The sequence below is a fragment of the Delftia acidovorans NBRC 14950 genome, from assembly GCF_001598795.1.
Lineage (GTDB): Bacteria > Pseudomonadota > Gammaproteobacteria > Burkholderiales > Burkholderiaceae_C > Comamonas > Comamonas acidovorans.
In genome coordinates this window covers 17,290-38,270 of record NZ_BCZP01000017.1, presented here as the reverse complement: position 1 = coordinate 38,270, position 20,981 = coordinate 17,290, and the positions used below count along the sequence as shown (strand labels likewise).

Below are 20,981 nucleotides of genomic sequence, written 5' to 3'. Positions count from 1 at the left end.
GTGTTTTCTGTAACCAATGCTCGATGCCTCTACATTTTTGAGCATTGCAGCCGAAGAACAAGACATCAAGGAAACGAACATGTACACATCGCTCAACCGCCGTGCTGCAAGTGCCTACGCCCAGGTCGGCGTCCAGTCCTCCGTGGACGGCGCATCGCCCCACCAGCTGATCCAGCTGCTGTTCGACGCGCTTGAAAAATCGCTGAACGCGGCCAAGGGAGCCCTGCAGCGTGGCGACATCGGTGAGAAGGGAGTGCAGATCGGCAAGGCCGTTCGCATTCTGGAAGAAGGCCTGAAGGCCTCCGTCAATCCCGATGAAGGTGGCGAACTGGCCCAGAACCTGATTTCCGTCTACGACTACAGCATTACCCAGCTGACGCTGGCCAATCTGCGCAACGACGCGGCGCTGCTGCAAAGCGCGCAGGATGTGCTGGCTCCGATTGCCCATGGTTGGCGCGATATCGCCAACACGCCAGCCGTTGCCGGGACCTAGAAATGGAGCTGACATTGATTGACTTTTACCGTGCCATAGAAGACAGCAGCGCCAAGATGCTGCAGGCCGCACAGAACAAGGATTGGGAGGGGGTGACGCGCTACGAGGGCACTTGTGCCGTGCTGATCGAGCAGCTGCGGCTCAAGTCGCATGACGAGCCGCTGGCGCCCGATCAGCGCAAGGAGAAGGCCCGCATCATGCAGCGCATCCTGCGCAACGATGCCCAGATCCGCACGCTGGCCGAGCCCTGGCTGGCACAGTTCGAGCACATGTTCGACGGCCAGCCCCACGCCATGCATTGAGCAGGGCAGATCGGCAGGAGCTGCATCCGCAGCCTTCCTGCCGGACACAAAAAAAACCGCCTGATGTTCAGGCGGTTTTTTTATGGGCGGAATCTGCGGATGCCAGCGGCGGCTGAGGCTTCCCACCCGGCCGCTGTGGACTGATCAGGCCGCAGGCGCGGGCTGCACCTGCAGTTCGCTGAGCATGCGCAGCAGGATGCGGTTCACGTCCTCGATCTCGAAGGCGTGTTCTTCGCGCAGCTGGCGAATCGGTGCGGGATCGTCGGACTCCAGCGCAATGGCCATGAGCAGGGCCGGCGCGTAGGGGCCGGTGCGCGTTACGGCGGCGTCGAAGACGCGCTCGGACACGGGAATGCGGCGCAGCGCGGTGGGCAGGGGTTCGCCCAGCAGCTGGTCCAGCTGCGAGAGCAGGCCCAGCAGATAGACCTCGCGCTGCAGGTCGTGGCTGATGCCGGCCTCGATCAGTCGCTCGGTCAGGCTGGCGCGCAGCCGGATGGCGGTGCGCACGGGCACCAGGCTGGGCTCGGTACAGGCGTGGGGCAGCTGGTCGGACAGCCAGCGCTGCAGCGTGCCGTATCCCAGCATCACCAGGCCGCGGCGCAGCGAGTCCACATTGCCCCGCAGGCCCAGGGCTGCGGAGTTGGTGTAGAGCATGAAGCGATAGGCCAGGATGGGGTCCTCGCCCAGGATCTGCTCGAAGGCCTCGATCGATTGCTCGGCATCGACGGCGCGCATCAGTGCGAGCACGGTGTCGCGGCTGGGCAGGGCGGCGTGATGGCGCTGGGCATGCAGCGTATCGGCCACGGGCCAGCCGGCGATGGCGCCCGCATGGAAGCTGTCCAGGCACAGATCGGTCAGGGCCAGGCTGTCCAGCCCCTCGTACATCTGGCCGCCCAGCAGTTGCAGGGGCGGCAGGGTGGGTGCAGGCCTGGCGGCCTGCTTCAGGGCCTGTAGCTTGGTCGGTGCCTGGGCTGCCTGCGCGGCCTGTTGCAGCGCAAGCGCTGTCTGGTTTTGCATGCCCGAAGCGCCTTCGGGCGGCAGGTGCAGCAGGCTGCTGGCAAACCAGTGGGCGGCCTGGGCATCGGGCACATCGGACAGCGGTCCGCGCCAGACCAGCATCAGGCCGCGCGCATGGGCCTGGCGCACCAGGTCGTAGATGGCGGAGTCCTGCAGCCAGTCGCCGCGCACCTCGATCCAGGGGCTGCCCTTGGAGGCGTTCTCCAGCAGGTCGCACAGTACTTGGCGGGATTGGGGGGACAGCAGCACCGGCGGCGACTGCGTGCCCCAGGTCTCGCGCAGTATGCGCAGCAGGTGGGCCACGTCGGCCTGGACGCCGGGTTCCTCGTGAAGATAAAGCTGCACGCCCGCCAGACGGCGGGCCTGGTTCCAGAGCGGCCTATAGCCGAGGGTCAGAGAGCTCAGGACGGACTGGACCATGGATGCATGCGCGGGTGGCTATCAGTTGATGAAGTTGAACAGTGACAGTTTCTGGATCGAGGCATAGGACTGCAAGGCCGCCTGCATGCCCACCTTCTGCATGTCCACATCGGAGAGGGCCTTGATCATATCGATGTCTTCGGCCCGCGAACGCGCTGCTTCCTGCTGGTCCGCCTGGTTCTTCATGTCGTCTTCAAGGCGGTCGGCGCGGTTGAGCTGGTCGCCGGCGAAGCTGCGCATGGCCTGGACGCGGCTCATGCCGGCGTCGAGTTCATTGAGGCCGCGTGCCAGCCCTTGCTGCAGGCCGCCAGGGTCCGTGCCGCCGTTCTTGACTGCGGAAATCACGCCGTCGAGCACACTGAACAGGTCGGTGCGCTGGCTGGGCGCCAGCTTGAAGGTGTCGCCGGTGGCCGGGTTGCCCGAAATGCCGACGGACATGCCGTCCACGGTGAGTTTGCCGTCGGCGGGGAAGGCCGTACCGGCGGGAACCTTGTTGGTTGTGGTGCCCCCGGGAGCGGGCAGGGGGTTGAAGGCGTCGATGCTATAGGTGACGGCGTTGGTGACCGGGTCCTTGACGAAGGCAATGGTGTAGGTGTCACTGGTCAGTTGACTGGGATCCGTTACGGTACCCAGGCTCGCGTAGGCGGAACTGCCGGCCACCGACTGGCGCGAGACGGAAAACACGCCGTTGCCCGTAGGCACGTTCATCCAGGTCGAGAACCCGTCCAGCGCGATCGGCAGCCCGTTCTCGCCGCCTGTGCTCTGGCCTGCCTGCAGCTGGGAGCTCGCGCCAGGCGTGGCGCTGGTCAGGGGGTCTTCCTTGCTGCCCAGTCCCCGGAAGAGAGGCATGCCATTGGAGTCCTTGGCATTGGCGTAGCTCAGGACCTGGTCGCGCAGGCTTTGGAGTTCCTGCACCAGCGCATCACGGGCCTTTTGGTCATAGGAGCCGTTGCCTGCCGCCAGGATCTTGTCGCGGAAGTCCTTGAGTGCGTCCTGGGCCGTACCCAGCTTGGATTCGCCCTGGGCGATCACATCGCGCTGCAGGCCCAGCACGCGCTGGTCGTTTTCGGAGCGGGAGATGCGCGTGAGTGCGCGTTCGGCCTGTGCGGCGGCCACGGGGTCGTCGCTGGCGCGCACCACGCGCTTGCCGGAGGTGGTCTTTTCCATCAGGTCCACCAGACTCGTGTTGCGCGAGTTCAGGTTGTTGATGGTGCTTTCGTACATGTTGGCCGTGCCAATGCGGGAGATGCTCATGGTGGAATGCTCCTGTCCGGTGTTCAGCGGCCTACGGTCTGCAGAACGCTGTCGAAAATGCTTTGCGCGACCTGCAGCATCTTGGCCGATGCCTGGTAGGACTGCTGGTACTGCAGCAGCTTGGCGGCCTCTTCGTCGAGGTTCACGCCCGAGACGGCCGTGCGGTCCGCCTCCAGGTTCTTGGCAATGGTCTCGGACAGCTTGGCCGCGTACTGCGCGCTCTGCGTGCGCGTTCCGACCTGGGCCATGGCGGTGGAAAAACCGTCGCTCAGCGTGGTCGAGCCATCGAAGAGCTTGCTGTCGCGCAGCGCCAGGAAGGAGCTGGCATTGCCCGCATCGCGCTGATAGGCCGTGCCGTATTGCGGGTCGGTGGCCTTGCCCAGCGTGACCTTGTCGCTGGTGGTTCCGTTGATGGCGGGCGTGCCGGTGATCTTGACCTGCAGGCCCGGTGCCAGCTGTATCGGCTGGCCGGAGGTGTAGAGGCCGGTGGCGGGAATGCCGCCTGCGGGTGCCGGGGTGATGGTGTATTCCAGCTGACCGGTGGCGTTCTTGCTGAACGACACCTCGGCGCCGGCAAAGCCTGCCAGGTTGAAGCCGGCACTGACCTGGATGCCGCCCATTTGCAGGGTCGCATCGCCCAGCGACTTGATGCTGGCCGCCACGGGGTTGGCCACGGCCAGGTCATTGGGCGAGTGCACGGCGGCCTGGATGTCGTGGGCGCCCGCCGCCATGGGGCGGAACAGCACGGTGTTGCCCGACACGCCTTCGGCCTTGAGGTCGAAGCGCAGGCCGTCGATCTCCTTGGAGCTCAGGTCGGTCATGTCGGTGAAGTCCGTGACCTTGCCGTCCGACAGGCGGATGACCTTGCCTGCTGGCGCCGTGCTGCCGAAGACGATCTGGTAGTCGGATGCCTTGAGCTGGCTGGAGTCGACCACCGTGGTCGTCGGCGTGGTGGCGCCGGTCCACTGCGCGCCCGTGGTCGAGCCGTTGCTGACCATGGACAGCTTGAACAGATTGCTGCCGCTTTGTCCCGACAGCGTCAGGCCCAGGTTGTTTTGCTCGTTCAGCGAGTCGCCAATGGCCAGGGCCATGCGGCCCAGCAGGTTGCGGCCCTCGGTCAGGTCGCTTCCCTGGAACTGCAGCAGGCCGGCGATCTCGCCGCCACCCAGCATGGAGGGCGTCAGTTCCACGTTCTGGCCGCCGGGCTGCTGGAAGTACAGGGCCATCTTGCCGCTGCCCGGGAACTCGGTGGCTTCCTTGAGCGTGAGCTGTGCGGAATTGGGTCCCAGCACCAGCGGCTGGCTGCCGCCCACGAACAGGCTGATGCTGCCGTCGTCCGCAGGGATCTGGCTGGTCTGCACGTATTTGTTGATGTTGCGCACCAGCTGGTCGCGCTGGTCCAGCAGGTCGTTGGGCGTCTGGCCCGAGGCGATGGAGCGGCTGATCTGCGCATTGAGCGTGGCTACCTGGCCGGCCAGGCTGTTGACCACGGTCACATCGTTGCCCATCTGCTGCTTGGCGCTGTAGTCCAGCTCGTCCAGCTGGGCCGATGCCGAGCGAAAGCGCGCCGCCAGTTCGTTCATGCGCGTGAGCACCACCTGGCGCGCCGACGGGTCGGTGGGCGCACCGGCCACGTCGCCGAACGAATTCATCATGTCGGTGATCGCCGCGCCCAGGCCGGTCTTGCCGCCACTGAACACCTCCTGCATTTGCGTCAGAGATTGCGCACGTGCCGAGTCGGCCGCCGACACGGCGCTGGCCGTGGCTGCCTGGCGGTTGAGCAGGTCATTGAAGTTGCGCAGGATGGTGTTCACATCCACGCCATTGCCGATGTAGCCGCTGCCCATGTTCTGGCCCGGCGAGGTCTGGAAGGCCACGCTCTGGCGCGAATATCCGGCCGTGTTGACGTTGGCGATGTTGTGGCCTGTGGTCTGCAGGGCGATCTGGTTCGCCATCAGGGCGCGGGACCCGACGTTCAAAAGGCTCATGACGTGTTCTCTGGTTAGGCTTGGGCACGTGCCGCGCTCTGCACGGCGCTCTGGATGGCGCGGCTGAGCTTGCTGGCGTATTCGGGATCGGTGGCGTAGCCGGCTTTCTGCAGCTCGGTCGCATAGGCCAGGGCCGAGTCGGTCTTGCCCATGGCTTTCTCGTAGCGCGGATTGCTGGTGATCAGGCGCGCGTAGTCGCGGAAGGACTCCTCGTAGGAGTCGTAGGCGCGGAACTTGGCCGTGACCTTGCGCGCCACGCCGTCGATGTATTCGGTGGTCGTGACCTCGGCGACCTTGCCCGTCCAGCCCTTGCCGGCCTTGATGCCGAACAGGTTGTGTGCATTGCTGCCATTGGCATTCTTGATTTCGCTCTTGCCCCAGCCGGTCTCGTGTCCGGCCTGGCCCAGCATGAAGGCGGCCGGAATGCCGCTTTCCTGCGCCACGCGTGCAGCGGCGTCGCCATGGTGGGCGACGAAATTGTCACGGCCCTTGGGCGCGGGCGCGTAGGCGTTGACGGACTGGGCCGCGCTGCTGCGGCTGCCGCTCCAGGCAGCTGTGGTGCCATTGGCGCTGCCGGCCGTGCTGCGCCAGGCGATGCGGCTCATGCTCAGTGTGGAGGGCACGGAGATCTCGGCATCCTCGGCGGCTTCCGAGCCCATGGTGCGGGCCAGCTGGCGCGTGATGGCATCCGACAGGCCGCCGGGCTGGCCCGACATGGCCACCGACAGCTGCTGGTCCAGCATGTCGGTGCTGAGGTTGCCCTGTGCGCTGTCGAGCAGGCCGGACTTCATGGTGGCCTCGCGCATGCTCTTGATCATCTCGCGCATGAACAGCGATTCCAGCTGCTTGGCGGTTTCCTTCGCTGCCTGCGGACTGTTCTCGCCGGCCGCGAATTTGAGTGCGTTGAGGGACCGGGCGTCGGCCGCCAGCGCATTGCTGGCCGCAGTCTGCGATCCATTGGGAAGTGCGATGCTCATATCACCTCCAGTTCGGCGTTGAGGGCGCCTGCTGCCTTGATGGCCTGCAGGATGGCCAGCAGGTCCTGGGGCGTGGCGCCCAGCGTGTTGAGTGCGCGCACCACGTCGGTCAATTGCGGGGAGCCGGGCATATTGATGATGTTGCCGGGCTCCTGCTTGATCTGGATGTCGGACTTCTGGGCCACCACGGTCTGGCCCTGCGAGAAGGCGCCGGGCTGGCTGATCACCGGCGTGGTGCTGATGGTGATGGCCAGGTTGCCGTGGGCGATGGCGCAGGGGCCCAGGGTCACGGCCTGGTTGAGCACGATGGAGCCCGTGCGTGCATTGATCACGACCTTGGCCGAGGGCTTGGAGGTCTCGATCGGCATCTCCTGGATCTCGGCGATCATGCGTACGCGCGATCCCGGGTCCTGGGGCGCGGACACGCGCACGGTGCGCCCGTCCAGCGCCTGTGCCACGCCCTGGCCCATGCGCTGGTTGATGGCGCGCACCACCTTGTCGGCGGTCTGGAAATCGGTGGCGTTCAGGCCCAGCGTGATGCTGTCGCCTTCATTGATCGGGGTGGGAACGGCGCGCTCGACCTGGGCGCCCTGCGGCACGCGGCCGGCGCTCAGGTGGTTGATCTGTACCTTGGAGCCGCCGGCCGAGGCGCCGGCGCCGCCGACCACGAGGTTGCCCTGGGCCAGCGCATAGATCTCGCCATCGGCGCCGCGCAGCGGCGTGGCCACCAGGGTGCCGCCCTTGAGCGACTTGGCATTGCCCACGGAGGAGACCACCACGTCGATGGCCTGGCCCGGCTGGGCAAAGGCCGGCAGTTCGGCGGTGACGATCACGGCCGCCACGTTCTTGAGCTGCAGCTGGCCCGAATTGCCTGTGGCGGGCAGCGAGATGCCCATCTGCTCCAGGTAATTGGCCAGGGCCTGCTTGGTGTAGGGCATCTGGGTGGTCTGGTCGCCCGTGCCGTCGAGGCCGACCACCAGACCGTAGCCGGTCAACTGGTTGCTGCGCACGCCCTGGATGGCAGCGACCTCTTTGATGCGTGTTGCATGCGCCGGCAGGGTCAGCATGCTGGCGCCGAGGGCGGCTGCAACCCAGAAGGGGCGCTGCGCTTGGCGCAATGTCAGGAGCATGGACAGTACTTTCATGCTGTCCATTCTCCGGAGAATCAGAACGGCATAACGTTCAAAAAGAACCGGGACAACCAGCCAATTGACTGCGCTTCCCCGGCCTGTCCGCGGCTGCGCGATTCCACGCGCACATTGGCCACCTGGGTCGATGCGACCAGGCTGCCGGGCTGCATGGTGCGCGGGTCCACCGTGCCCGTGAAGCGCAGCACATCCACGTTGTGGTTCACGCCGATCTGCTTTTCTCCGGCGATCACCAGATGGCCGTTGGGCAGCACATCGACCACCGTCGTGCTGATGGCGCCCGTGAACGTGTTGTCGCTCGACGTCGAGCCCGAGCCCGTGTAGTCGTTGTTGTTGTTGAAACCGATGTTCGAGCGGTCCTTGAGATTGGCCAGCGCATTGCCCGAGAACAGCGGCAGCGCAGAAATCCCCGCCGTGGTCTTGTTGGACCGCTTGAGGCCCGAATCCGACTTCTGGCTGGCCGTCACGCGCTCCACGATCTGCACCGTCACCATGTCCCCCACCAGGCGCGCGCGCCGGTTCTCGAAACCGGGACGGTAGCTGGCGGCATTGAACAGGCTGCCCGTAGGGCTGCCCGCCACGGGCGCGGCCGGCATCAGCACGGGAGGCGCAGTGGACGGCATGTCCACGGGCGGCGGGTCATTGAGCGTCGTGCAGCCCGACAGGACTGCCGCCAGCGCCAGGCATGTGCCCGTCGCGGAAAGGGAGAAGGTTCGTTGGGTCATGGCGATGTTCCCGGGTTCAATGGTTCATGGCTGCGCATGCAGACCCCACCCTCGAGAACTGGCATGTCCCAGCCCAGGGACACCGAGGAAGGGCCGCCCCGCACCGAGGGTGTCGTCCCCCTCCCGCGCAGCGAGAGAGGGGGAAGCGGCGAAGCCGCTCAGGGGGAGAGATCGATTACAGCTGCGCCAGCTTGGCCAGCATCTGGTCCGAAGTCGTGATGGCCTTGGAATTCATTTCATAGGCGCGCTGGGTCTGGATCATGGTCACCAGCTCCTGCACCACGTTCACGTTCGAGCCTTCCAGGTAGCCCTGCTTGATCATGCCCATGCCGTTGACGCCGGGCTGGCCCTGCTGGGGCTGGCCCGAGGAAGCGGTCTCGGTGAACAGGTTCTGGCCACGCGGCTCCAGGCCGGCCGGATTGATGAACTGGCTCATCGCGATATTGCCCACCTGCTGGGGCGCGGCCTGGCCGGCCATGGTCACGCTGACCACGCCCTCGGGGCTGATCGACACCTTGGTCGCGCCCTGGGGAATGGTCACGCCGTTGGCGATGGGCATGCCGCTGGCAGTCACCAGCTGGCCCTGCGCATCGACCTGGAAGGAGCCGTCACGGGTATAGGCCGTGGTGCCGTCGGGCATGTTGACCTGGAAGAAGCCGTTGCCGTCGATGGCCACGTCCAGCGCATTGTTGGACTGCTGCAGGGCGCCCTGCAGGAAATTGCGCGAGGTGGCCACCGTGCGCACACCCAGGCCCAGGTGCAGGCCCGTGGGCAACTGGTTCTGCTCGGTCGTCTGCGAACCGGACTGGCGCAGGTTCTGGTAGATCAGATCCTCGAACACCGCGCTGGCGCGCTTGTAGCCCGTGGTCGAGACGTTGGCCAGGTTATGGGAAATCACGTCCAGCTGGGTCTGCTGGGCTTCCATGCCGGTCTTGGAGATGAACAGTGAATTGATCATGGCGTTTTCCTTCAGTTTTCCGTGGCGACTTGCGCCGTCTCAGCGTTTGAATCCTTGGCACATCGCGCGGGACTGGCACGATCCAGGCCAGGGACGCCTAGCAAGGGCCGCCCCGCAGCGAGGGCGTCGTCCCCCTTCCAGGGGGAAGCGGCGCAGCCGCTCAGGGGGTGATCTGTCTCAGCCGTTCATGCTCAAGAGTTGGCTGGCCGTCTTGTCATTGGTTTCTGCCGTCTGCAGCAGGCGCATCTGGGTCTCGAACTGGCGGGCGGCGGCAATCATGCCGACCATGGTCTCCACCGAGTTCACGTTCGAGCCTTCGATGGCGCCGGACAGCAGGCGTGCGTTCTCGTCGTTGGGCAGCGGATCGCCGTCGCCCGTGCGGAACAGGCCGTCATTGCCGCGCACCAGCGCGGCGTCCTCGGGCGGCGTGGCCAGCTTGACGCGGCCCACGGCCACGGGCAGCTGGTTGCCGGTCTTGGCGGTCAGCGTGCCGTCCGAGCCCAGCGTGATCGTGGACTCGGGGGGAATGTCGATGGGGCCGCCGCCGTCGGACAGCACGGCCTGGCCGTTGCTGTTGACCAGCTGGCCCTCGGGGGAGACCTCGAACACGCCGTTGCGTGTGTAGGCCTCCTGGCCATCCAGGCCCTGAACGGCGAACCAGGCGCGGCCCATGGCCATGGCGTCCAGTGCGCGGCCCGTGCGCTGGGTGGGGCCGGGCGTGTCCACGTAGCCGGAGGTCGCCTCCAGCGCGAACACGCGCGTGCCCGCGCCGCTGCCCTGCAGGGGCACGGAGCGGAAGGTGGACATTTCGGCCCGGAAGCCGTTGGTGCCGGCATTGGCCAGGTTGTGGGCCAGCACGGACTGACGCTGCGCCGCTGCGTTGGCGCCCGTCATGGAGGTGTAGATGATGCGGTCCATGCCGGCTCTCCTGACTCAGTTCTTGGCTATCAGCGCAGGTTCACCAGGGTCGAGAAGACCTGGTCCTGGGTCTTGATGGTCTGGGCATTGGCCTGGTAGGCACGCTGCGCGGTCATCATGTTCACCAGCTCGGCGGTCAGGTCCACGTTGGAGTCTTCCAGCGCGCCCGAGCGCAGCGAGCCGAAGGTGCCCGACTCGGCCGTGCCGTTCAGGGCCGGGCCCGAATCCGAGGTCTCCACCCACTTGTTGTCGCCCACGGCGCCCAGGCCCTGGGTGTTGGTGAAGGCGGCCAGGGCCAGTTGGCCCTCGGTGCGCGTCACGCCGTTGGAGTAGGTGGCCACGATGGAGCCATCGTTGCCGACATTGATGCCGGTGAGCGCGCCTGCGGTGTAGCCGTCCTGCTTGAGGCTGCTGACCGCGAACTTGGAGCCGAACTGCGAGACGTTGGAGAAGTCCAGCGTCACGCCCGCCGTGCCGTTGATGGTGCCGGGCGTGGGCGCGTTGGGGTTGCTGCTCTTGATCTGCACGCCAGTCACAGGGCTGCCGCTGGTGATCTTGCCGGAGGCATCGAACACCAGGGTGGTCAGCAAGGTGGCGACCTTCGGGGGCGATGCCGTCGGATCGTCCAGGCCGTCATAGACCTTCCAGGTGTTGGATGCTGCGTCCTTCTCGAAGTACATCTGCACCGGCGTGGGCACGCCCTGGCTGTCATAGACGTTGATCGAGGTGCCATAGGTGGCGCGCGGCGTGGCGGGCACGGGGGGCGTGGCGGTGGAGTTGCCGGCTGCGGGCGTGGCGCGCGCATCGAGGTTCAGCGACACGTCGATCTTGGTCGTGGTCTTGGCAGCGATCGGCTGGCCCGAAGGAAAGACCATGGGCACGGGCTGGCCGCCGGCCAGCACCTTGCCCGTGGTGGCGTCCACGGGGTAGCCCATGACGTTGTCGCCCTGCACGGTCTTGAGGTTGCCCTGCTTGTCCAGGCCGAAGTTGCCGGCGCGCGTGTAGGCCGTGCTGCCGTCGGGCTGGCGCACGACGAAGAAGCCGTTGCCGTTGATGGCCACGTCCAGGTTGTTGCCCGTGGTGGTGATCGGGCCCTGGCGGAACTGCTGGGTCACGGCGGCCACATTGACGCCGATGCCGCTGTTCTGGCCGCTGGCCGAACCCACGGCGCTGGCCACGGCCTCGGCGAACTCGGCGCGCGAGGACTTGAAGCCCGTGGTGTTGGCGTTGGCGATGTTGTGGCCGATCACGTCCAGGTTCTTGCTGGCGGCGTTCAGACCCGAGAGGCCTTGTTGGAATCCCATGGTGTGCTCCTGCGATGTATTTGGGTGGATGGTGCGGGTGTCAGTACACAGCCTTGACGGAGGCGTAGGCGACGTTGGTGCCGTCGTCCAGCTCCAGCGTCAGCTTGCCGTCGGTGGTGCCTGTGGCGAGCACCGCATGGGGCGACAGCGTGGTCGAGGCCACGACCGTGTCGGCATTCGTGGCCTGCACCGTGTAGCGCAGCTGGCTGGCGTCGCCCGTGTACTTGCTGCCGTCCCAGGTGAAGTAGTTGCGGCCAGCGGTGCCGCTGCCCAGCTCGACGGTGTCCACCAGCTCGCCGCTGGCGGTGGTGATCTGCACCTTCACGTCGGCGGCCGGGCCTTCGAGGTCGAAGGCAGCCGTATAGGACTTTTCCTTGCCCACGCCCAGGGTGTTGCCTTCGGTCAGCACGGTGCGGCCGATCATCTGCGTGCCCTGCAGCACCTGCATGGCGGTGAACTGGCCGGCCATGCTTTCCATGGTCTTGTTCAACTGCTGGATGCCGGTGACGGTGTTGATCTGCGCCATCTGCGAGGTCATCTGCGCGTTGTCCATGGGATTCATGGGATCCTGGTTGTTCAACTGCGCGACCAGCAGCTTCAGGAAACGGTCCTGCGCCGCCGCGGGGTCGGTGGTCGAATTGCTCGTGGCGGTCTTGTTGTTGATGTCGGCCGTGCTGGCGACGCTGCCTGCGCCATAGATCATGGGAGTGGCTCCTGGAAAGTGGTGCGGACGGGGCTCACTGGCCCATCTGCAGGGTTTTGAGCAGCAGCGACTTGGTCGTGTTCATGACCTCGACGTTGTTCTGGTAGGAGCGCGAGGCCGAGATCATGTTGACCATCTCGTCCACGGCGCTGACGTTGGAGTGCGTCACATAGCCTTCGGCATCGGCCAGCGGGTGCTGGGGGTCGTGGATGCGGCGGCCGGGCGTGTTGTCCTGGCTGATGGCGCTGACGCGCACGCCAGAGGAGCCTTCCTCGCCCATGGCCACGGTCTGGAAGACCACCTGGCGCGCCTGGTAGGCCTTGCCGTCGGGGCCGGCCACGGCATCGACGTTGGCCAGATTCGAGGCCACGACGTTCAGGCGCTGCGATTGGGCGCTGACGGCACTGCCGGAGATGCTGAAGATGGAGAACATGGACATGGGAAAGCTCCTGTGGTCTGTGGCGCCGGCTTACTGGCCCTGGATGGCCGACAGCATGGTCTTGGCCTGGCCGTTCAGAAAGCGCAGCGTGGCTTCGTAGCGCACGGCGTTGTCGACGAAGTTGGCTCGTTCGCGGTCCAGGTCCACGGTGTTGTTGTCCATGTTGGTCTGGGCCTGCACCGAGTAGCCGAGATGGCTTTGCGCGCTCTGCCCCGAGGCGGCGGCAGGCAGCGGAATGTGGCCGCCCTGGCTGACGCTGGCCAGCGTCATGGGCGAGGGGCCGGAGGTAACGGCCGTCAGCGCCTCGCGGAAATTGAAGTCGCGTGCCACATAGCCCGGGGTGTCGGCATTGGCGATGTTGCTGGCGATTGCACGCTGGCGCTCGGCGCGCAGCACCAGCGCCTTGCTCTGGAAGTCCAGTCGTTCAGTCATCTTGTCGAGCATGTCGGCCTCGCCCTCTGGGATTTGCGGTGATCGGTTGACGAAATGGCGGCAGCCCACGGACTGCGGCATGCGTCGATTATGGAAATCGGGCCCGAACGCTAAAGCGCGAAGAAAGCGCGTTTGCCTGCGCAGTTCGGCGCTTCGGAAAAGAGCGCTCGCCCTATATTTGCTGGCATCGCTCCAGGTGTCCCACCCATCCTGACGGGAGGCCGGAGCAAGTCAGGAGCCACAGCCATGCCGAACTTCAGCACCGCCCATTCGCCATCCGCCGTCCGAGCCCTCGCTCGCGCCGCCGCATGCGCTGCGCTTGCCGCTGGAGCGTCGCTGGCAGGCCCTGCCTTCGCGCAGAACGCACCTGACGGTGCAGCCCAGCTCAGCCAGATCGGCCAGCGCTTTGCCGACGAGGCCCTGCAGCAGGGCATGGCCGGCGCGGGCGCCTTGCCCCTGCGCATGGAAGTGCAGATGGGCCAGCTCGATCCCCGCCTGCGCCTGGCTGCCTGCGCCAAGGTCGAACCCTATTTGCCCGCAGGCTCGCGCCTGTGGGGCCGTACCCGCCTGGGTCTGCGCTGCCTGCAGGGCGCCGTGGCCTGGAATGTGTTCCTGCCCATCACGGTCAAGGCCTGGGGGCCTGCCTGGGTGCTGCAAAACGGTGTGCCTTCGGGCCGCCCGCTGTCGGCCGACGATGCCGTCCAGGCCGAAGTGGACTGGGCCGAGGAATCGGCAGCCGTCTACGCCAACCAGCAGGACTGGGTGGGCCTGGTGGCCTCCCGCCCGCTGGCCGCAGGCCAGGCACTGCGCCAGAACATGCTGCGCACGCCGGCGCTGTTCGCGGTGGGTGCCGAAGTGCGTGTGCTGGTCAACGGTGGTGGTTTTTCCGTCACATCGTCGGGCAAGGCCATGTCGGCCGCCGGCGAAGGCCAGACCGTGCGGGTTCGCATGGATAATGGCCGGCTCATCTCCGGGGTGGTGAATCCCGAGGGCGTGGTGCTGGTCCAGTAAAAAAACCTCAAGTTTTGTTCCAGGCAGTCGAAAGCTAGGCACAGCGCCTCACGCCGCCAGGGCGATTGGAGAATCAAGATGAAGATAGGTCAAAAACCGGAACTGCCCGCCGCTGCCTCCCAGGCCGCCGCCAAGCAGCCCAAGACAGCCAGCACCATTGCCACCGAGGAATCCTCCGCCCAGGCCCAGCCTGCCAAGGCGGCCGGTGTTCCCGTGTCGTTCTCGACCTCGGCCCGCGCACTGGACCAATCTGGTCGCGCCACGGCCGATTTCGATGCCAACCGCGTCAAGGAAATCCGCGAAGCCATTGCCAACGGCACCTTCCGCGTGAACGCCGACGCCGTGGCCGACAAGCTGCTGGCCAACTCCGAAGAATTCCTCTCGCACTCGCGCGTCTGAGCGCGGGTTCGGTTCTTTCTCGGTTTTTTCCTTCCGGCGCGAGCACGCGCTTTCTTTTTTCAGCAAGGCCTGTCCCATGACTCTCAGCGAGATGCTCGATTCCCTGGACGCGGTGGTCCGGATGGTGTCCGCCTCGCTGCAATCGAAGGATGCGGTCGCGCTGGAGCAGTCCAGCACCCGGCTGCGCGATGCCATGGCGGCGTTCTCCGAGCTGGCCCGGCGCTTCAGCGCGGCCGACTGGACGCAGGAGCTGCGCGAACGCGCCCAGGCCCTGGGCGAGCAGATGGCCATGCAGCGCGACCAGCTGGCACGCATGGCCGTGGTGGCCCAGAGCCAGGCGGCGGCGCTGATTCCCCAGACTTCGGACCAGGCCACGTATGGACGCGACCTGTATGGACACCCCCATGCCGGACCGGGCAAGGCGCGCATCTACCACTCGGCCAGCTGAAGCCGCGTCCCTTTTTTCTCTCTCTCTTCTTTCTTCCCGCTGCTCAACCCTCCGGCATCCGTGCCCGAGGGTTTTGTCTTTTCCGGGCTGGGATTCGGTTGAATGAATCTGCGCAGCGGGCGCAGGCATGGCTGGAGCTTGGGCGTACCCATCCATGCGCGGGATGAGGCTGCGCTCGGTCAATGAGGTGGAGGCGGGGGAATGCTTGATGGCCGTCCGCAGGAAGGGCGGTCAGGAATGAGGGATGGCCAGAGGCCAGATCCGGGGAAAACGAAGCAAGGACCCTGAAGGCGGCAAGATCCGAAATGCGCGGAAATGACGCTGCCGTGCAATGGCAATGCAAGCGCAATGCAAGCGCAATGGCGCGCGCAAATCCCGTTCGGTCTGCGGTCTGCGATCTGAGGAGGCAAAGAGGGTCCGGCCGGGGCCGGACGTCCTCACACCTGCATGTTCATCACGTCGGTATAAGCCTGCACGAGCCGGTTGCGCACCTGCATCGTGGCCTGGAAGCCGATCTGCGCCTTTTGCATGGCGATCATGGTTTCTTCGAGGCTGACGGCCGGGTTCTCCAACTGCACCTCACGCTGCAGCTGGCTGGAGTTGTTCTGGGCTGAACTGACGGACTGCAGCGCGCCTTGAAGGGCCTGGCTGAAGCCGCCAGCCGCCACTTTGGTCGATGCGTCGCCTGCGCCCACGCCTTTGGGGAGCTGGGTGCCGTACAGGGGAGAGGTGGTACTGGGGATGCGAAGGTCCATGACACATTCCATCGGAGTTAGCAAGATGACGAGATCGTAGGGCGGCAGGGTTTTCGCATCGCGGCAAATAGACGGCCAAACGGCGCGCTTATCGGGCGAATGTGAAGCGGCGGACTTCGAATAATCGACAGCACGCTAGGGTCCTGTGTGTGCAGGGCTCGAACACCTGGAACCAAGATGTCTGCTGTCGCTGAAATCCCTGTCCCTCAAGCCACTCCCGTGCCCCAGCCTGCCTTGCAGCAGCGCTGGACGGCCATGGACCGTGGCGCGCGCCTGCGTTGGGGCGCGATCGCCGTGCTGCTGGTTGTCGCCCTGGGTGCGGCGGCCATGTTCTACCGCCAGCCGGACTACAAGGTGCTGTTCTCCAACCTGAGCGACAAGGATGGCGGCGCCATCGTCGCCCAGCTGTCGCAGATGAACGTGCCTTACCGCTACACGGAAGGCGGCGGTGCCATCCTCATCCCGTCCGACCGCGTGCACGATGTGCGCCTGAAGCTGGCCACCCAGGGCCTGCCCAAGGGTTCGGTGACGGGTTTCGAGCTGATGGAGAACAGCAAGTTCGGCATCACCCAGTTCCAGGAACGCCTCAATTTCCAGCGCGGTCTTGAAGGCGAACTGACGCGTTCCATCCAGGCCCTGGCCGCCGTGCAAAGCGCACGCGTGCACCTGGCCCTGCCCAATCAGAACGGCTTTTTCCGCGAGCAGCAAAAGCCCTCGGCCTCGGTGCTGCTGAGCCTGTACCCGGGCCGCGTGCTGGACCGCACGCAGATCGCGGGCATCGTGCACCTGGTGGCCTCCAGCGTGCCCGAGATGGCGCCCACGGCCGTGAGCATCCTGGACGACTCGGGCAAGCTGCTGTCGCAGTCGCCCGACGGCAACGCCAACGCCGTGGACATGCAGCAGCTGAACTACACCCAGCAGATCGAGCAGCAGTACGTGCGCCGCATCCTGGAGATCCTGGAGCCCGTGGTCGGCAAGAACAATGTGAAGGCGCAGGTCTCGGCCGAGATGGATTTCAGCCAGACCGAATCGACTTCGGAGCAGCACCGCCCCAACCAGTCCTCCGACGCGGGCGTGGTGCGCAGCCAGCAGGTGGTGGAGAGCACGGGCGAGCAAAAGCCGCCCCAGCCCACGGGCATTCCCGGCGCCACCAGCAACCAGCCGCCCCAGAACGCTTCTGCGCCGGTCAACGGCGCCAATCCCGCGCCCCAGGCGGCCGACGGCCAGAACGCCGCCCGCTCTGCCAGCAAGCGCGAGTCCATCACCAATTACGAAGTGGACAAGACCGTGCGCCATACACGCGGCAGCACGGGCAGCATCAAGCGCCTGACGGCCGCCGTGGTCATCAATGCGCCCCTGGTGGCTGCCCCTGCGCCGGCCGCTGCCGGTGCGGCCGGTGCGGCAACCGATGCAGCCACCGTCGCTGCCGCCGCACGCGGCCTGACGGCAGCGCAGCAGGCGCAACTGCTGACCCTGGTGCGCGAGACCGTGGGCTACAGCGCCGAGCGCGGCGACTCGGTCAACCTGGTCAGCACGCCCTTTGTGCAGGACGAAGTGCCCGCCGATGTGCCGCTGTGGCGCCAGCCCGAAGTGCTGGACATGGCCCGCAGCCTGGGCGTGCCCATCGGCCTGGCCCTGTTCGGCGCCATCTTGCTGCTGGGCCTGGTGCGACCCATGCTCAAGGGCCGCAAGACGGTGGCCGTGGGCGGACAGCTCAATGCCATCGAAGGCGAGCAGCTGGACCGTCCGGCGCTGGCTGCACCCGCTGTCGATCTTTCGCCCACGCAGGAGCAAGTGCGCCTGGAGCAGGCGCGCCAACTGGCCAAGCAGAACCCGATCGCGGTGGCCAACATCGTCAAGACCTGGATCAACGGCGAGGCCACCTGAGCCTCTCAAAACACGGATTGCTGAGATATGGACGAACGAGGCCTGAACGACGCCGCCATCTTGCTGGTCTCCCTGGGCGAGGAGGAAGCGGCCGAGGTGTTCAAGCACCTCACCCCGAAGGAAGTGCAAAAGCTCGGCGAGACCATTGCGCACATGCGCGGTGTCTCGCGCGAGAAGGTGGACTTCGTCATCAACCGCTTTGCCGATGACGCGGCCGCGCAAAGCCTGCTGGTGGACGACGCCAGCGGCTATGTGCGCTCGGTGCTCAAGCGCGCCCTGGGCGACGACAAGGCGGCGCTGTTGATCGACCGCATCCTGCAGGGCGGCGATGTCTCCGGCATCGAAAGCCTCAAGTGGATGGACCCGCTGTCCGTGGCCGAACTGCTGCGCGGCGAGCATCCGCAGATCGTGGCCGCCATCCTCGTGCACCTGGAGCACGAGCAGGCCGCTGCCGTCCTGATGCAGCTGCCCGAGCGTTTCCGTAGCGAAGTCATGCTGCGCGTGGCCACGCTGGAAGGCATTCAGCCGACCGCGCTCAAGGACCTCAACGAGGTGCTGTTCCAGGTGCTGGCCGGCGGCGACAAGATCCGAAAGACCTCGCTGGGCGGCGTCAAGACGGCGGCCGAGATGATCAACAACCTCGGCGGCAATGCCGACGTGGCCGTGCTGGACACCATCCGCAACTACGACCCGGACCTGGCTCAGAAGATCATGGACAAGATGTTCGTGTTCGACGACCTGGTCAAGCTGGACGACCGCTCGGTGCAGCTGGTGCTGCGCGAGGTGGTGTCCGAGACGCTGATCATCGCGCTCAAGGGCGGCTCGATGGAAGTGCGCGACAAGATCCTGGCCAACATGTCCATGCGTGCCGCCGAGTCGCTGCGCGAGGACCTGGAAGGCCGCGGCCCGATGCGCCTGTCCGAAGTGGAAGCGCAGCAAAAGGAAATCCTGAAGGTGGTGCGTCGCCTGGCCGAAGAAGGCCAGATCACCATCGGCAGCGGTGCGGAAGACAGCTATGTCTAACGGCATGAACTCGCGCTTCATCCCTTCCGAGGAGATCGACGAGCGCCAGGTGGTGCAGTGGCGCTTCGGCGCCGTGGACCATATGGGCGGCCTGAAAAGCCTGCCCAGCCTCGCGGGCCTGCCGGACATCCAGGGTGCGCCCGCCGCATCCGGTGCCCAGGCTGCGCATGGCGGCGCGGGCATGGCGCGCGCGCCTGCCTCCGCGTCGGGCTTTCACAGCCTGTCGCTGCCCGGACGCTCCGATGCGCCCCGGCTGGAGGCCGACTCCATGGTGCTGGATGTCGAAGCCGACACGCCGGGCGCCCCGGCCTCCACCGCCCCCGCATTGGATGAGGAACAACTGCATGCCCTGCTGGAACAGGCACGCGCCGAAGGCCATGCCGAGGGCCTGGAGCAGGGCCGCCAGGAAGCCCGGCAGCAGTGGCAGCAACACATGGATGACTACGTCTCCGGCACAGGCCGCGAGACGGCGCAGCGCGTGGACGCGCTGCTGTCCGGCCTGGATGCCGGCTTCAAGCAGCTGCAGACGGATGCAGCGCAGGAACTGCTCAACCTGGCCTGCGACATTGCGCGCCAGGTGGTCCGCCAGGAGCTGCGCAGCCAGCCCCAGGCCCTGTTGCCCGTGGTGCGCGAGGCGCTGGACATGCTGGCCGCCGACGGCCGCGCCGCCACCGTGCGCCTGAACCCCGCCGACTTCGCCGTGCTGGACGAGGCGCTGCGCGCCGAGCATGGTGCCCAGTCCAAGGTGCAGTGGATCAGCGACGCCTCCGTGGCCCAGGGCGATGTGCGCGTGGAATCGGGCGGCGCCCAGGTCGATGCCGGCATGGACAAGCGCTGGCGCCGCGCCGTGGCCGCGCTGGGCCTGGTCTCCACCTGGTATGACGGAGAACGCGATGCCGGTTGACGCCCCGCTGGCCGACGCCGCCAAACTGACCCCCGAGCCTGCCGCCAGGCCCTGGCAGCAACTGCTGTCCAATGCCCGTGCCCGCCTGCAGGGCGACATTCCCCTGGAAACCCACGGCACGCTCACGCGCCTGACCGGCCTGGTGCTGGAGGCCACGGGCCTGCAGGTGCCCGTGGGCTCGCAGTGCTGGATACGCCAGCAGGGCCAGGACCCGGTGCTGGCCGAGGTCGTCGGCTTTGCCGGCGAGCGTGCGTTTCTCATGCCTGCGGGCGACATCCAGGGCCTGTCCAGCGGCGCCATCGTGACGCCGGCCGAACCCTTTGTCGCACCGCTGCGCTTTGGCGACGGTGTCGAGCCGCCCGTGTCCCTGGCGGCCGGCGTGCTGCGCCTGCCCATTGGCAGCGGCCTGCTGGGCCGTGTCGTGGATTCGCAGGGCCAGCCCCTGGACCATGGCGGCCCGCTGGCCGACGTGAGCGCCGATCTGCTGGACCGCAACCCCATCAACGCCATGGACCGCGACCCGGTGCGCGAGACGCTGGACACCGGCGTGCGCTCGCTCAACGCCCTGCTCACCGTGGGCCGGGGCCAGCGTCTGGGCCTGTTCGCGGGCTCGGGCGTGGGCAAGTCCGTGCTGCTGGGCATGATGGCGCGCTACACCCAGGCGGACGTGATCGTGGTCGGCCTGATCGGCGAACGCGGCCGCGAGGTCAAGGAATTCGTCGAGGACATCCTCGGCGCCCAGGACCGCAGCCGCGCCGTGGTCGTGGCCGCGCCGGCCGATGCGCCGCCGCTGCTGCGCATGCAGGGCGCCGCCTATGCCACGGCCATTGCCGAACATTTCCGCGACAAGGGCCAGCATGTGCTGCTGCTCATGGACTCGCTGACCCGCTATGCCATGGCCCAGCGCGAGATCGCCCTGGCCATTGGCGAGCCGCCGGCCACCAAGGGCTATCCGCCGTCGTGCTTTGCAAAGCTGCCGGCCCTGGTCGAGCGCAGCGGCAACGGCCTCAACGGCGTGGGCTCGATCACGGCCTTCTACACCGTGCTGTCCGAAGGCGATGACCAGCAGGACCCGATTGCCGACGCGGCGCGCGCCATTCTGGACGGCCACGTCGTGCTGTCGCGGGCGCTGGCCGAGTCGGGCCACTACCCGGCCATCGATATCGAGCAATCGGCCTCGCGCGTGATGCACAACGTGGTCTCGCGCGAGCACTTCGAGCTGGCACGGCGCTTTCGCGCTGTCTATTCGCGCTACCAGAAGGGGCGGGACCTGGTCCAGGTCGGCGCCTACATGGCGGGCTCGGACCCGCAGATGGATGAGGCGATACGCCTGCAGCCGGCCATGGCGGCCTTTCTGCAGCAAAGCATGTTCGAGTCGGCTTCCATGGACGAGAGCATCTCGGGCATGGCTGCCGCACTCGGTGGGCAGTGACGCGGCGACGCGGCACTGCCAAAACGCGACCAACGCGATAACGA

The 20,981-nt window shown here is 66.5% G+C and carries 22 protein-coding genes; 9 read left to right on the top strand and 13 right to left on the bottom strand.

The annotated features are described in order from the left end of the window. Positions 1-79: 79 nt before the first annotated feature. Complete coding sequence (fliS, locus tag DA1_RS20335; protein ID WP_034399135.1) at positions 80-493, top strand: flagellar export chaperone FliS; 414 nt, start codon at positions 80-82, stop codon at positions 491-493. Between the two features lie 2 nt (positions 494-495). Continuing rightward, positions 496-795, top strand: a complete 300-nt coding sequence (locus DA1_RS20330) for a flagellar protein FliT (protein WP_012202553.1) — start codon at positions 496-498, stop codon at positions 793-795. Positions 796-939: 144 nt separating this feature from the next. Here DA1_RS20330 and DA1_RS20325 read toward each other — a convergent pair whose 3' ends face one another. The 12 genes from DA1_RS20325 to flgB all read right to left on the bottom strand — a co-directional run bounded on the left by DA1_RS20325 (position 940) and on the right by flgB (position 13,090). Next, positions 940-2,232, bottom strand: a complete 1,293-nt coding sequence (locus DA1_RS20325) for an HDOD domain-containing protein (protein WP_034398042.1) — start codon at positions 2,230-2,232, stop codon at positions 940-942. A 21-nt stretch (positions 2,233-2,253) separates the two neighbouring features. After that, a complete protein-coding gene (gene flgL / locus DA1_RS20320) occupies positions 2,254-3,486 on the bottom strand; it encodes a flagellar hook-associated protein FlgL (protein ID WP_034398045.1) in 1,233 nt (410 codons plus the stop codon). A gap of 23 nt (positions 3,487-3,509) precedes the next feature. After that, positions 3,510-5,474, bottom strand: a complete 1,965-nt coding sequence (flgK, locus tag DA1_RS20315) for a flagellar hook-associated protein FlgK (RefSeq protein ID WP_034398046.1) — start codon at positions 5,472-5,474, stop codon at positions 3,510-3,512. 14 nt (positions 5,475-5,488) lie between these two features. Next, a complete protein-coding gene (gene flgJ, locus DA1_RS20310; RefSeq protein ID WP_034398047.1) occupies positions 5,489-6,451 on the bottom strand; it encodes a flagellar assembly peptidoglycan hydrolase FlgJ in 963 nt (320 codons plus the stop codon). After that, positions 6,448-7,596: a flagellar basal body P-ring protein FlgI gene (locus tag DA1_RS20305; protein WP_012202558.1), complete on the bottom strand. Its 1,149-nt coding sequence runs from the start codon at positions 7,594-7,596 to the stop codon at positions 6,448-6,450. Before DA1_RS20305 ends, flgJ begins: the two co-directional genes overlap by 4 nt. A 20-nt stretch (positions 7,597-7,616) precedes the next feature. Then, the gene (locus tag DA1_RS20300; RefSeq protein WP_013800361.1) at positions 7,617-8,324 is read right to left on the bottom strand and encodes a flagellar basal body L-ring protein FlgH; all 708 of its coding nucleotides are present in this window, start codon (positions 8,322-8,324) and stop codon (positions 7,617-7,619) included. Between the two features lie 175 nt (positions 8,325-8,499). Beyond that, positions 8,500-9,282 (bottom strand): flagellar basal-body rod protein FlgG, encoded by a 783-nt coding sequence (gene flgG / locus DA1_RS20295; protein ID WP_013800362.1) that lies wholly within the window; start codon positions 9,280-9,282, stop codon positions 8,500-8,502. Positions 9,283-9,459: 177 nt separating this feature from the next. Further along, the gene (locus DA1_RS20290) at positions 9,460-10,200 is read right to left on the bottom strand and encodes a flagellar basal body rod protein FlgF (protein WP_013800363.1); all 741 of its coding nucleotides are present in this window, start codon (positions 10,198-10,200) and stop codon (positions 9,460-9,462) included. A gap of 29 nt (positions 10,201-10,229) precedes the next feature. Further along, positions 10,230-11,504: a flagellar hook protein FlgE gene (gene flgE / locus DA1_RS20285; protein ID WP_034398048.1), complete on the bottom strand. Its 1,275-nt coding sequence runs from the start codon at positions 11,502-11,504 to the stop codon at positions 10,230-10,232. Positions 11,505-11,544: 40 nt separating this feature from the next. Beyond that, positions 11,545-12,207, bottom strand: a complete 663-nt coding sequence (locus DA1_RS20280; RefSeq protein ID WP_034398049.1) for a flagellar hook assembly protein FlgD — start codon at positions 12,205-12,207, stop codon at positions 11,545-11,547. Between the two features lie 34 nt (positions 12,208-12,241). Beyond that, positions 12,242-12,646, bottom strand: coding sequence for a flagellar basal body rod protein FlgC (gene flgC / locus DA1_RS20275; RefSeq protein ID WP_012202564.1), 405 nt, complete (start codon positions 12,644-12,646; stop codon positions 12,242-12,244). 30 nt (positions 12,647-12,676) lie between these two features. Then, complete coding sequence (gene flgB, locus DA1_RS20270) at positions 12,677-13,090, bottom strand: flagellar basal body rod protein FlgB (protein WP_013800365.1); 414 nt, start codon at positions 13,088-13,090, stop codon at positions 12,677-12,679. A gap of 234 nt (positions 13,091-13,324) precedes the next feature. Here flgB and flgA point away from each other — a divergent pair, with 234 nt between their 5' ends. From flgA to DA1_RS20255, 3 genes are all read left to right on the top strand, one after another. Then, positions 13,325-14,089: a flagellar basal body P-ring formation chaperone FlgA gene (gene flgA / locus DA1_RS20265; RefSeq protein WP_013800366.1), complete on the top strand. Its 765-nt coding sequence runs from the start codon at positions 13,325-13,327 to the stop codon at positions 14,087-14,089. Positions 14,090-14,167: 78 nt separating this feature from the next. Beyond that, positions 14,168-14,488: a flagellar biosynthesis anti-sigma factor FlgM gene (gene flgM / locus DA1_RS20260; RefSeq protein WP_012202567.1), complete on the top strand. Its 321-nt coding sequence runs from the start codon at positions 14,168-14,170 to the stop codon at positions 14,486-14,488. Positions 14,489-14,564: 76 nt separating this feature from the next. Next, on the top strand, positions 14,565-14,936 hold the full coding sequence (locus tag DA1_RS20255; RefSeq protein WP_012202568.1) for a hypothetical protein: 372 nt from the start codon (positions 14,565-14,567) through the stop codon (positions 14,934-14,936). A 437-nt stretch (positions 14,937-15,373) separates the two neighbouring features. Here the strand turns inward: DA1_RS20255 and fliE are convergent, their stop codons facing one another. Continuing rightward, positions 15,374-15,691, bottom strand: a complete 318-nt coding sequence (fliE, locus tag DA1_RS20250; protein ID WP_013800367.1) for a flagellar hook-basal body complex protein FliE — start codon at positions 15,689-15,691, stop codon at positions 15,374-15,376. Positions 15,692-15,868: 177 nt separating this feature from the next. Here fliE and fliF point away from each other — a divergent pair, with 177 nt between their 5' ends. The 4 genes from fliF to fliI are packed head-to-tail and all read left to right on the top strand — an operon-like array spanning position 15,869 to position 20,937. Beyond that, positions 15,869-17,578 carry a flagellar basal-body MS-ring/collar protein FliF gene (gene fliF / locus DA1_RS20245; RefSeq protein WP_034398050.1) on the top strand — a complete coding sequence of 570 codons (1,710 nt, stop codon included), beginning with the start codon at positions 15,869-15,871 and terminating at the stop codon, positions 17,576-17,578. A 27-nt stretch (positions 17,579-17,605) separates the two neighbouring features. Continuing rightward, positions 17,606-18,601: a flagellar motor switch protein FliG gene (gene fliG, locus DA1_RS20240; RefSeq protein WP_012202571.1), complete on the top strand. Its 996-nt coding sequence runs from the start codon at positions 17,606-17,608 to the stop codon at positions 18,599-18,601. Beyond that, positions 18,594-19,505, top strand: coding sequence for a FliH/SctL family protein (locus DA1_RS20235; protein WP_034398051.1), 912 nt, complete (start codon positions 18,594-18,596; stop codon positions 19,503-19,505). Before fliG ends, DA1_RS20235 begins: the two co-directional genes overlap by 8 nt. Beyond that, entirely contained in the window at positions 19,495-20,937 is a 1,443-nt protein-coding gene (gene fliI, locus DA1_RS20230) for a flagellar protein export ATPase FliI (protein ID WP_012202573.1), read from the top strand. The genes DA1_RS20235 and fliI overlap by 11 nt, the downstream gene beginning before the upstream one ends. Positions 20,938-20,981: the final 44 nt, after the last annotated feature.